Annotated in this window: 7 protein-coding genes; 4 read left to right on the top strand and 3 right to left on the bottom strand. The window is 40.2% G+C overall.

All coding sequences use genetic code 11. The features are described 5' to 3' along the window. Window positions 1–588 carry a thymidine kinase gene (locus FHG85_RS02860; protein ID WP_173072821.1) on the bottom strand — a complete coding sequence of 196 codons (588 nt, stop codon included), beginning with the start codon at window positions 586–588 and terminating at the stop codon, window positions 1–3. A gap of 86 nt (window positions 589–674) precedes the next feature. Here FHG85_RS02860 and FHG85_RS02855 point away from each other — a divergent pair, with 86 nt between their 5' ends. Then, a complete protein-coding gene (locus FHG85_RS02855; protein ID WP_173072819.1) occupies window positions 675–1,370 on the top strand; it encodes a hypothetical protein in 696 nt (231 codons plus the stop codon). A 12-nt stretch (window positions 1,371–1,382) separates the two neighbouring features. Then, window positions 1,383–2,057 carry a 16S rRNA (cytidine(1402)-2'-O)-methyltransferase gene (gene rsmI, locus FHG85_RS02850; RefSeq protein WP_173072817.1) on the top strand — a complete coding sequence of 225 codons (675 nt, stop codon included), beginning with the start codon at window positions 1,383–1,385 and terminating at the stop codon, window positions 2,055–2,057. Window positions 2,058–2,129: 72 nt separating this feature from the next. On the opposite strand, the gene FHG85_RS02845 is transcribed toward rsmI, so the two are convergent. Further along, a complete protein-coding gene (locus tag FHG85_RS02845) occupies window positions 2,130–5,936 on the bottom strand; it encodes a C25 family cysteine peptidase (RefSeq protein ID WP_173072815.1) in 3,807 nt (1,268 codons plus the stop codon). 681 nt (window positions 5,937–6,617) lie between these two features. On the opposite strand from FHG85_RS02845, the gene FHG85_RS02840 reads away from it, so the two are divergent. Further along, window positions 6,618–7,961 carry a glucose-6-phosphate isomerase gene (locus FHG85_RS02840; RefSeq protein WP_173072813.1) on the top strand — a complete coding sequence of 448 codons (1,344 nt, stop codon included), beginning with the start codon at window positions 6,618–6,620 and terminating at the stop codon, window positions 7,959–7,961. A gap of 119 nt (window positions 7,962–8,080) precedes the next feature. On the opposite strand, the gene FHG85_RS02835 is transcribed toward FHG85_RS02840, so the two are convergent. Beyond that, window positions 8,081–11,314 carry an FAD-dependent oxidoreductase gene (locus FHG85_RS02835; protein ID WP_173072810.1) on the bottom strand — a complete coding sequence of 1,078 codons (3,234 nt, stop codon included), beginning with the start codon at window positions 11,312–11,314 and terminating at the stop codon, window positions 8,081–8,083. Window positions 11,315–11,557: 243 nt separating this feature from the next. Between FHG85_RS02835 and FHG85_RS02830 the strand changes: the two genes are divergently transcribed. After that, window positions 11,558–12,625 carry a hypothetical protein gene (locus FHG85_RS02830; protein ID WP_173072808.1) on the top strand — a complete coding sequence of 356 codons (1,068 nt, stop codon included), beginning with the start codon at window positions 11,558–11,560 and terminating at the stop codon, window positions 12,623–12,625. Window positions 12,626–12,657: the final 32 nt, after the last annotated feature.

The raw sequence follows: 12,657 nt of genomic DNA, 5'->3' as shown, positions 1-12,657 counted from the left end.
TTACTTATCATTCTCCTGTGTTACCTTGTTGTAACATAGCCTACAAAGGGGTTCGTAAACATCAGTTTCGCCAAGCAGTACAAGTTTATCGGCATCAGTTTTTCGGTGCGAGTATTGTGCAAGGTCGCCGCAATGAACACAAATAGCATGCACCTTCGTAACGTACTCGGCAATAGCCATTAGATGAGGCATTGGCCCAAAAGGTTTTCCCCTGAAATCCATATCAAGACCTGCAACTATAACCCTTATTCCCATATCGGCTAGCTGGTTGCAAACATTTGGAAGGTTCATATCGAAGAATTGAGCCTCATCAATCCCTACCACATCTACATTTTGAGCAAGCATTAAAATATTTCCCGAAGATGATACAGGTGTTGAATGTATTGAGTTTGCATCGTGCGACACTACTTCCTCCTCTGAGTACCTTGTGTCGATAATGGGCTTAAAAATCTCAACCCGCTGCTTAGCATATTTAGCTCGCTTAAGCCTGCGAATAAGTTCCTCGGTTTTGCCTGAAAACATCGAACCAGCAATAACCTCAATGTATCCCTTACGTTTGCCGCTAACCGGATTTTCTAAAAAAGGCATTTTGTCAAAAAATGAATTATTTAAATTAGATTTACATACAAATGTAATAAAACTTATTTTTGAAAAACGAAAAATATATTTTTACCATGAAGAACCTTTTAGATGCCCGAGATAAACTAACAGAAGCAATTGCCTTAATAGACAAAGCACTAGCCGAGGGCAATTTGAGCAATATTGAGCGCAATATTCTACTTTCAAAACTTTCAGCGGTTTATGATGAAGTATTACTTGGTGTTAGCAGTGAGCCGCTCCCAAGGCAACCCGAAAAAGAGCAGAAAGAGGTTAGGGCAAAGCAAAGTATCGAAATCAAAAAAGAAGAAACTTCCGATAAGAAAGTATCAGAGAACACTACAACCAGCAAAAAGGTAGAAAAGCCCAGGCAAATAAAAACAACATCTAAATCAGAATCGAGTAGTCCTATTCCTGAAGTAAATGCAAACAATACACAAGGTGCAGAGATATTAGCCGACAAATACAAAGGGAAGCGTAAGTTTCGCGATGAGGTTATTGCTGAACATGCCCAAAAGGTTGATATGCAATCGCGCCTACAGAACAAACCCATCTCAGACCTCTCAAAAGCCATTGGCATTAACGATAAATTTTTGTTTATCAAGGAACTCTTTAATGGAAATTCCGAACACTATAACCAAACTATCAAGCAGTTAAACACCATAACAGACCTTAATGATGCGATAATCTACCTACAGGAAAACTTTGATTGGGACCCTAATAATGAAACAGTTGTTACTTTTATCGATTTGGTTCGTCGTAAATTCTCATAAAACTGCATAATAATGTCAAAACTCTATATTGTCCCTACTCCTATAGGGAATCTGGCCGATATCACATTACGCGCTTTGGAGACGCTTAAAAGCGTAAACCTAATTCTTGCCGAAGATACCCGAACAAGTAGTAAGCTGCTGAAACACTATGGTATTTCTACACCTCTAAAATCGCATCATAAATTCAACGAACATCAAACTGTTGAACATATAGCCAATCGCATTGAAGCAGGTGAATCGGTTGCTCTAATATCCGATGCAGGTACACCAGGAATTTCTGACCCAGGATTTTTGCTAGTTCGTACTTGTCATGAAAAGGGAATTGACATAGAATGCCTTCCAGGCGCCACTGCCTTTATTCCTGCGCTTATTCAAAGCGGATTCCCATGCGATAGGTTTATTTTCGAAGGTTTTTTACCACAAAAGAAAGGTCGAAATAAAAGGTTAGAGGCCTTAAAGGACGAGGAACGAACCATAATTCTCTACGAATCGCCATTCCGGATTATCAAACTTCTTGAACAGCTACAATCCATCTTTGGTAATGAACGTATGGTAAGCATTTCCCGAGAGCTTACCAAGTTACATGAGGAGACCATTCGCGGAACAGTTGCTCAAGTTTTTGAGCATTTTAAGGCCAAACCACCTAAAGGAGAGTTTGTTGTGATAATAGAAGGTAAGGGCAAATAGGTTAAATTAAATGCTTGAAGATAAAATTAGGGGTTGCGTTTCTGCAACCCCTAATTAATTTTAGAACTTTCTCTATTGCTTTATAAACTGCTTTCTTAAAGGCTCCCTTTCATCTAGAACTTCAATTATATATATACCACTGCTTAGGTTCGAAACATCAATAGTTTGTACATCACCTTGAGTTGAAGTTTCCTTAACTAAACGTCCTTGTATATCAAAAATTCTTACAGGAAGGTCGCCAACTAAACCTTTAACTCTTACATTTAAGATACTATTTGCTGGATTTGGGAATAGAGATATAATCTCAGGATTTTCATTTCCTAGCTCATCAGCAAATATTGTTGGATTAGTATCGTCGGACCTACGACTTGTAATATTCACGCTGTAATCCTCAACCTCACCGTAGGTAAATGTTTCGCAAGCGGTTGGTGCAGCGTTATACTTCATGCTCACGCGCATGCGGGTTACGCCAAGCGTTGCAGTTGATGGTATGCTTACAGTTGCCGATAGCGTGCTGCTACTTGACGATGAGCCTGAAACCACCTTTTCGGAGTCCTCAAATGTTCCATTGTGGTTAAAGTCAATCCAGATGGCCCAATACTCGGTATATGAGCTGCTACTGAATCCTGCGCTTATGTAGATTGTATACGATGAGCCCGGATTAACAGTGGCCTGCATGCTGGTCATATCCTTGTAGCCACCATCATTGCCCGATGTACGGTTAATTCCTGCAAACTGAACCAGGTCAATCCACTCGTAGCTGGAGTTTTTGCCCTTTGAAGTACAGTAGCTTACCGACGAGCCGCTTTCAGTAGTAAAGCTAACCTGGCTACCGTATGATGTGCCCTGGGCGTTGGTTGCATATGCCCTTGCATAGTAGGTGGTGTTGGGCGATAGCCCTGTTAGGGTTGCGCTGAACGAGCCAGTACCCGAACCGCTTGCCACCTTGCTATTCGAAATGGTTGGGTTCTGCGATGTGCTGTAGCATATACCACGTGCTGTTACGCTTGCGCCTCCGTCCGATGTTACATTACCGCTAACGGTAGCCGAGCTTGAGGTTACGTTGCTAACGCTTCCCGTTGTTACGGTTGGGGTTGAAGCTGCGCTACCAGCGGTTACGGATACGTCATCAATGTACCAGTAGTCGATGTTGTAGATGTTACCCTCAACCACAAAGGCTATGTAGGTGGTTGATGAGTTCAGGTTGGTTGTAATGGTAACTGTTTCGGTACGGGCGGTAATGTTTGATGTAGAGGTGCTCTTTGACCATGTGGTGTTGGTCCAGCTGGACTTATCGTTCGAGGTTTGAACGCGTAGCGTAGCACCTGAGCTATAGGCATCGAACATGTGCTTGAAGGTAAGGGTGATCTGGCTCTTGCCAACGGTGTTGATGGCAGGTGTAATCAGGCGGGTGGTGCCTGGGTTTACATTCTGGTAGCTGCACTTCATCTCGTATGCAGAACCGCCAGCCTTGTTGCTGTTGGAAACGCTCCAGCGCTCGGTTATGCCACTACCAGTGTTTTGTGTTGTCCATCCGCTTGGTAGGCTTGAGCTGCTGAAGCTTTGCGAGTATGGCAAGCTAACACCCGTTGGGTTCGCCTGTGTGGTGAACGACTTGATAGAAGAGTAGCTACTCGTGCCATAGGAGTTCTTAGCCCTTACGTGCCACTCATAAGTGGTGTTGGCAGAAAGGCCGCTTGCGTTGTACGAGTTTGTTGTAACGTTATAGGTTGAGTATGACCCGCCCTGAGGCCTGATCTGAACATCGTACGAGGTTGCCCCGCTAACAGCGCTCCAGCTAAGTTTCGCACTGTTTGTGGTGATGTTTGAAGTTGACAACCCACTAGGAGTAGCAGGAGCGGTACCTGAAGTGCCCACATTTACAGTTCCCTGATAGGTTCCTAAGTTGTAGCCAGTTACAGTTAAAGTAGCACTGCCACTTGAAAGCGAATGAGTAATAGACGCAACACCCTGTGAGTTTGTGAATGCTCTGTAAGTATTTCCATTTTGATATAAAGCTACTAAAGCATTTTGAACAGGAGAACCATTAGATTTAACTGTTACTGTGTAAGGACTGCCTGTTACATCGCCAGCAGTAACTGACAAGGCGCTTGGAGTATTGGTTCTAATCTGAAGTGATGCATCACCAAAGATAGTCCAGGTTTGGAAGGTTTCACGAGTATCTGTATTAGTATACTGCTCAGCGAGCATTAGCACATCACCATTAAAGGTAATTGAACCAAATGTAGTTCTTTTATCACTAGCTGTAGTGCTAGTTCCGTTACCAGGATTAGATGAATAATTGTAACCGCCTATAAGAATATCGTTAAAGTAATCCTGACCACGCATAGGGGGTTGCCAGGGTTGGTTAATGGTTGACATGATAGTAGCTACAGCACCCCCGTTCTCTTTCTTAAGCCAGGTTTCCGCAAAGCAATCGCCACCTGTTCTATGAAATTTACCAACTACACAAGCCACAGAAAAAATAACAGGTAGTTTATTTCCATTTGACAAGTTTACAACATCACTTGACGAATAGTTTCCAACACTCCATCCTGTTTCTAATCCATGGTTACAGTAGTTCAACACACTAACACCTGAATTTATTCTACTTGAAATTATTGAGGCAGTAGTATTTGATGAAACATACGAACTGTTTCCATCATACTCCCTATAAAAAGTAGTGTAGTTATATGAAGGTGATAGTAACCTTAACCTGATGTTTTCCATATGTTGGTCGTCACCTTCAGAATCATCACCAGCACCTGCTCCCTCATTTCTAGCCATTCCTAAAGTTGCTTTATACCACGTCCCACTCATGTCAGGATTCTTCTCGTAGTTTATAGCCTTATTTACCTGAACTGTAACCTGAGATGAGTTATTTGCTGAAAATCTACCGATAATAAGTTCTGGATAGTAATCGTTCCCTGATACGCACCCTAAATATGGATCCATGGGGGCATTTTGCCCTGTGCCCAAATCAGATTTTATGTCTGCCCAGTCGCCAACAAGTTGTACATAAAGTAGATTTGGGTTTGCACTATAAGCGTTTTGAATTATCGATTTCACATTTGTACCAGCTGATACCTGTTGAGTGGTAACATTGAATCCTTTCTGCCTTTTCCATTCAATGTATGGCTGAATTGCTGATGCATCGCGCGAGGTGTAAATTACAAGCATATCGCCAAACTCATCGAGCTGGTTTGAAAACTTTGTATCTGAATAGTTTATGTATAAAGATTTGTATATTTCATTAACCGAAGCGTCAACCTTTGAAGGTTTTACTTTTATTGGGTTTGTCGATTTCTTGGTATTTTCTTTAATAACAACCTTAACACTTTTGTATACTCGAAGCACCTGTTTCACCGCATTATACTCAAATGGATAGGCATAAATATTTACCCCCCTAGTATCGCGAAAAACAAATGGATCGGTTGATTCGGCTAACTCACCAGGATACCAAGCATCTACCATCGACTCAGGAGCAATTACATAAGGTACTTTTTCAGGGTCCTGATCGCGGTAAATAGTACCACGTGAAGGCAATAGAGGATAATCAAGCTTTATTTCGGTAAATCCCTCTCCTTCTGCTGAAATCACAACATCGTTTTGATCGCCAATTTGTAGCGCGGTGTTAAGCATGGGAAGCTCTGCGAATCCCTTCTTAAAAGTATTCACTCCATGCGGAAACTTAATAGTTGTGAACTGTTGGCCATTTATTTCCTTAACAGCCACATCAAACGTGTCAATTACAAATGTAAGTACTACAGAACCTTTTGTTTCCTCGTAGCTTACCTTGTACCCATTGTAATTTTTGGATTGCGAAAACGATATCAATCCAAATAAAATTAGCAATGTACTTAGTAAAACTCTTTTCATGTTGGTTAGATTTAGATTTGGTTTGGTTATAAAAAATTGCCATAAATTTCCGCCTATTGTTAATTCAAATCAACCCCTATATGACTTTATCTAGACATTTGTCGACAGAAAACACAATCCTGTATACAAAAAACATGTTTTGATATACAAACAACACGTAAGACATCAAAAAAAATTACACAAAACCTTAATTATGAATTTAAATAGATTGATATATTAAATCGATAAGAATAGTTTAAGACGTTGGGTTGCTAAAACAACTTTCCGAAAATATTTTGCCAAAATAACTACCATAAAGCAATGGACTAATGAATAACTTTGTACTAGATTACAATAAAAAATATTTTCTGAAACCATAAAAATATTCCTTTATTGCAATCGTTTTAATTCTAACTATTCCAGAAAACATGAATATTCAAAGCAATATGAGATAGATTTAAATAAATAATTCTTTGTAACTTCGCAATAAAATGAAAAAGATTATAAGGATACTTTTTGCTTTCATACTTGTTATATCAGTTATTTCATTTAATAGCTGTAACAGGCGGTCTGCACCTCAAAAAAGGAAGGTTGATAAGACAAGAAAGTATAAGTGCAATTGTCACAAAAAGAAATTTCCAAGAAGATCCTATCGGGTTGGTTGATATAGATGAATAACAAACAAGAATAAACAAGGGAAATATGAGCAAACTAGAAGTTAAATTAAACAACATGCTTCAATTTGCCTCTGAGCAAGAGGTAATGTCCTATAGAGAAAAGATTAATTTATGTCAGAAGCAAATTGAGGAAAAGAGTGGGAAGGGAAATGACTTTCTAGGCTGGGTTAACTTACCTGCTGAGATTACCGAAGAGCAATTGAAGAGCGTAGAAAAGGTTGCAGCTGAACTTCGGGGGAAAAGCGAAATAGTTGTTGTAGTTGGTATTGGAGGTTCTTACCTTGGCGCCAAGGCTGTTATTGAAGCCCTAGGCAATAGCTTTTCGATGTTAAACGACAATGGGACCAAGGTGCTTTTTGCAGGTAATAGCATTTGTGAGGATTATCATGCAGAGTTGCTAAAGGTACTCGATAAACACAGCTACTCAATAGTTGTTATTTCCAAATCGGGGACAACAACTGAACCTGCAATTGCTTTCAGATTACTAAAACAGCATTTGGAAAGCAAAGTAGGCAAATCGGAAGCGGCTTCGCGCATTGTGGCTATCACCGACCAATCGAAAGGTGCTCTTAGGAAACTTGCCGATACCGAAGGTTACAGAACCTTTATTATTCCCGATGACGTTGGTGGTAGATATTCGGTTCTAACTCCAGTAGGATTACTACCAATTGCCATAGCAGGTTTTGATATCAGAAAAATGGTTGAAGGTGCTCGTAAAGCCATGAGTGATACCGCTGCAAACGTTCCTTTTGAACAAAATCCTGCATGTCAATATGCCGCTGCACGTAATGCGCTTTATGCCAAAGGCAAAAAAGTGGAAATCATGGTTAACTACACTCCCAAATTGCATTACGTAACCGAGTGGTGGAAGCAGCTTTACGGAGAGAGTGAGGGGAAAGAGAATAAAGGAATCTTCCCTGCAGGTGTCGATTTCACAACCGACTTACACTCAATGGGACAGTACATACAGGAAGGTGAGAGGTTTATTTTTGAAACAGTGCTTTCAGTAAGTAACTCATCGAATAAACTAACTATACCCGAAGACCCCGATAACCTTGACCAGCTTAACTATATTGCAGGCAAGCGCTTATCGGAGGTAAACCACATGGCAAAGCTTGGTACCATTGTTGCCCATAACGATGGCGGCGTACCTAATATCCAAATATCAATACCTGAACTTTCCGAGTACTGGATTGGTTACCTTCTCTACTTCTTTGAAAGAGCCTGCGCAATTAGCGGATATACTATCGATGTTAATCCGTTTGATCAACCGGGTGTTGAGGCCTATAAGAAAAACATGTTTGCCCTATTAGGCAAGCCCGGTTTTGAAGAGCAAGGCGCAGAACTGCGTAAACGTTTGGGAATTTAATTCTATACACGTACCCGATAACCAAGAAAAAGCCGCTTCTTTAAAAGAAAGCGGCTTTTTAATTTCTACGAGAGAACAACTACATCAACCTAAACAAAATTATTTAACCCTACAATCAATTATTTAAATGCTTTTTCAGGTAAGCCATCGCCATCAAGGCTTAGGCGTTTAAAATAGTCTGGAACAGGACGTCCCATTAACTCATCGACATACATCTTTGCAAGTCCCATACCAAGCATAAATCCCTGACCACGCAAACCTGTAAACAATCCATGTTTAACATCGATATACATCCGTGGTTCAACGTAATAACCTGCCCATACAGCCTGGAATCCGACAGAACTTAGCTGAGGTATCCAGTTCGAGAATACTTCCGAAACAATTTCAAGGAAATCCTGAGAGTTGATTTTAAGATTCTTGTCGGTTTCGCGTGGGTCAACAGCTGGCGAGGCACACCCAATTATTTGTCCGGTTTCTGCGAGCTGCTGTCCGTAAACAGCTGTAAACCCTTTATAATTTCGCCTATCGATGAGCATGCTTAATGGTGTACCATTAGTACCCAACCAAGGCAGACGGCGTGTAATGAATGCCTGATGCTTTACAGGATAGATGCCTGTAAAAATTCCAAGCTGACGGCTGAATTTTTCGCCACTTGGACCTAGTGCATTTACAAAACTATCGGCATGATACTCAATGTAATCCTTGTTGTGGTCGCGAACAAGTGCAACGTAACCATTACTATTTCGATGAACGCTTATTAGCTCTGCATCCTCATTTACAACACCATCCTTTTCAATTCCAATTTTGCGCAGCAGGTCAACCACCCGACCAGGTGTTGCTTGCCAGCACCCCCTAGTAATAAGCGCAGCCTTATAGGTATTGAGGTTACTGTTCATAAATGGAGAAACCTCCTTTTGAAAATCTTTTGGTTCTACCAAATAGGCATCGCTCCAAGCCATGGAGGCTTCTAGCGCCTTAAGCATGGTGTCGTCGTGGGCAAAGGTAACGTAGTTAATTGGTCGGTAATCAATATTTGAAATTTGCTGTAACTCCTTAAAAATGTCATGGTTAAGCCTAGCAATTTCTGCAATCTCGGGGAGGGAGAAAGCAGTTCGACCGCCAGCAATGTTTCGCCAGCTTGCACCCCTACCAAAGTTTAGTAAAACAGGACGCAGACCAGCTTCTGCCATATAACGGAAAAGTGCACTTCCCCCAATACCTCCACCAGCAATAAGCGCCGATACCTTCTCAATCCTAACCTTCTTTCCATTAATCCCTGTCACATAGGTTTCGTGAACGTCTTTGGGATACAGCTCACCCATGGCAACCTGATTGCTTAAAGGACCACGCGGCGTAGCATCGCCAACTATTTGAATCCCCATGGGCGCAAGGGTGGTTTTTAATCGTTTAATGCAACGCTTACCTCTACAAGCCCCCATTCCAAGACGGGTAGTGTGTTTTATTTCATCGGCCGATATGAATTTACGCTCGCCAATGGTTTCAAGAATTTCATCAAGGCTTACATCGTCGCAATGACAAACGTAGATTTTTTCTTCAGGTTTATACTCATACGATTTAATCTGTAATGGTTCGGGGTATTTTGATTTTACAATAAAACCACGAGCCGACAGCAAGTCGTCGCCATGTAGGCTTAACGATTTTACTCTGGCCACGTTTGTTTTATTGGGCTTGCGCAGTATCTTTTCGATAACGCCATCGCCCAAAATGTTACCGTTGTTATCGACTAAATAAACATCGGAACCTTCCTTAACCTCATACTCTATGGGTAAGAATAACCAATCTTTTGCATAGTTGTATCCAAAAATGGCCAGTCCAGGGCACTGGTAAACGCAATCCAAACATCCCACGCACTTTTCAAAATCGATATGCGGAACTGTGCTGGTTGAGTTTTTGGTAATAGCTCCATGGGGGCATGCAAATGTGCAAGGATTGCAAGCAAACCCATAAAGGCAATCGATTTGTACAAATGGTTTTCGGTTGCGTCGTTCCTCGGTGGGGCGGAAAGGCTCTTCAATAACACGAACTGGATGCTGCTGGCTATCGATATACTCCTTGCTGATATTAAGATAGGTGTCGTAGCTAAAACGTATGCCTGCCTCTTGGAGAATCTCGTAGGCAACCTGCTTACCGCGAAGCACGGCGCTAGTGCCTTCGCCAATCCGAATGGCATCGCCTGCACCATAACAGTGCCTTCCAAATATCTCGTTCCCTTTAATAAGGAGCTGGTCGTCGGGTACTAGGCCGGTACAGATGTTTATAGCATCAATTCCCTCTATTACTTGCTCGGTACCAGGAATCGGCTTAAAATCCTTTGCGTCGGCAATAACAGCCCCAACAATTCCAGTATGTGTTTCGTTGGGAATGGCTTTTACCAAGATTTTACCAAGTATGATAGGAATTCCCAACCTGCGAACCCTGTTTGCTTGAACCGGAAATCCTCCCTCTCGAGGCATTGCCTCAATTATAGCCTTTACATTTGCACCGGCTTGCATTAGCTGATAGCTCGTTAGATATCCAATATTTCCTGCACCAACTGTAAGCACATTCTTACCAAGAAGTGTAAATTCTTGGTTCATCATTTTTTGAATAACGGCAGCAGTGTAAACACCAGGTAGGTCGTCGTTTTCGAACGTTGGCATAAAGGGTACTGCCCCTGTGGCAATAACCAGAAAGTCCGATTCAACGTAGTAAATCTCTTCGGTTTTAATATTCTTTACTGCAATACGTTTGTTTTCCAAGATATCCCAAACAGTACTATTTAAAAATATCCCCTCATGGTTTGTTCCTGCAAGTGTGCTTGCGATTTCAAACCCACGCATTCCCCCAAACTTCTTTTCACGCTCAAAAAAGAAGAACTGATGGGTTTGCATGTTAAACTGTCCGCCAATGGTAGAATTATTGTCAATGACGATATTCTCAACCCCATGTTCAAGAAGTATTTCACGTGCTGCAAGTCCAGCAGGTCCCGCGCCAATAATAGCTACAGTCGTTTTGTATACCTTGGTGCTTTCCTGTTTGTTAATAGGTTTTACGTCAGGAGTATGTTCATGTGGTATTTCTTTTACCTCTTTTACACCATCAACTGGAGTAATGCAAATTCTTTTAATTTGACCATCGACAAGCATTTCGCAGGCACCACACTTGCCGATTCCACACTCTAAGCTTCGTTCACGGTTTTCAATGCTATGGCTGTGAACAGGATAACCCGCCTGATGAAGCGCTGCTGCAATGGTAAATCCCTTTTCACCTTGGACTTCGTTGCCATTAAATTTAAAGGTTACCACTTCGCGTTGTGGAACCTCAAGTATTGGATGTTTTTCAATTTTATGCATTGCTTGTTTGGTTTTAGGTCTTGTATACTAATTACAAATATATTCGGGCGCTTACCCTTCTGAAATGATTTATGTCATTAATAGATGATTGGTTGATTTTTGTTAAACTTTTATTAAACATAAGCATACATATGCTTTTCATAATATATTTTTTTAGTTTTAAAAATTAATATAATTTTGTAAACAAATTCAGAGGAAGCCGAAAATCATTAATAGAGTAGGCATAATAAAATTTATCATAAAATGAAAAAATTTTTTTTTGTAGTGTGTGTTCTTACATTATGTATTCATTTATTAAATTCATGCACAAAAGAAGATAATCATTTTACAAAAATTCACCAACATGAGAATGATAAGTATGATTTTCTTTACGAAAAAACAACGGTTGAAAATGGCACACTTGTAATTGATGCAAAATCTTTTTTTGATGTACTTAAAGTTTTATCTGGCATGAATAATGACGAACTTGATTATTGGGAAGATAAAATTGGGTTTGTTTCATATAGAAAAAAAATTAATGAAATCCTTGAGAAATACTACAATGATAGCACTCTAAAGCCAAAAGAATTAGCAAACAAGTACCCTGATTTATTTTATTACGAAGATAGCACAATATATCCAATTATTGATAATAAACTCGATCAAATAATTTGCAACACTAAAGGAGAATACTTTACATCAGATGTATACAATAAATGGTTTCGTGACAAATTTATTCTAGTGTTTGACCCTGACAATGAAAAAATTGAGTTTGCTAAAAATACAATTAATACTTATGCTGAAAAAGGAATACATGTATTTGAAAAAAGCGACCTAGTTGATACAAAATTTAAATGTATTTCTTTTTATAAAACATACAGACAAAGCGGAAGATGTAGAATATACTTGCAAGTTGATATAAAAAAAATGATTGTTGGGATTAAGGGCTTTCCTTTTAACACAAAAATTGAACAATATTATGCAGGTTGGAAGGCTTGGGGAGAAAGAAAAAATTGGCTAGGAAAATGGAAATCTTACAGCACTAACATCAGAGTTTCAGAGGCAAAATACAGTGTAATGGTACCAATAAAAAACCTCATACAACCTGATCCTAAAAATGATGCTTACACTCTAACTTTTTGGGACTCACCTGTTGAGAATGTAAGTTATGACAACATTGACGGTTGTTCAAGACACTATTTTATTGGTGATCAAATAAAAACAGAGTTCCATAAATTGGGTATTCCTGAACCAAACTTTGAACGTGTAAATGTTTACGCCGAATCACGAGGTGTTAAACCAGGTGTTCAGATTGCTTGTAGCCCATGGTAGACTTAATGGGGGCTCAAAATTTTTTAAGCCCC

This window comes from Tenuifilum thalassicum (genome assembly GCF_013265555.1).
GTDB lineage: Bacteria > Bacteroidota > Bacteroidia > Bacteroidales > Tenuifilaceae > Tenuifilum > Tenuifilum thalassicum.
Note: the sequence above shows the minus strand (reverse complement) of the source record. Positions and strands in the feature narration are given on the sequence as shown.

Excerpts from the sequence above, each read along its gene's own strand:
- FHG85_RS02845 (WP_173072815.1), bottom strand. The coding sequence starts at position 5,936 with ATGAAAAGAGTTTTACTAAGTACATTGCTAATTTTATTTGGATTGATA.
- rsmI (WP_173072817.1), top strand. The coding sequence starts at position 1,383 with ATGTCAAAACTCTATATTGTCCCTACTCCTATAGGGAATCTGGCCGAT.
- FHG85_RS02860 (WP_173072821.1), bottom strand. The coding sequence starts at position 588 with ATGCCTTTTTTAGAAAATCCGGTTAGCGGCAAACGTAAGGGATACATT.
- FHG85_RS02855 (WP_173072819.1), top strand. The coding sequence starts at position 675 with ATGAAGAACCTTTTAGATGCCCGAGATAAACTAACAGAAGCAATTGCC.
- FHG85_RS02835 (WP_173072810.1), bottom strand. The coding sequence starts at position 11,314 with ATGCATAAAATTGAAAAACATCCAATACTTGAGGTTCCACAACGCGAA.
- FHG85_RS02830 (WP_173072808.1), top strand. The coding sequence starts at position 11,558 with ATGAAAAAATTTTTTTTTGTAGTGTGTGTTCTTACATTATGTATTCAT.
- FHG85_RS02840 (WP_173072813.1), top strand. The coding sequence starts at position 6,618 with ATGAGCAAACTAGAAGTTAAATTAAACAACATGCTTCAATTTGCCTCT.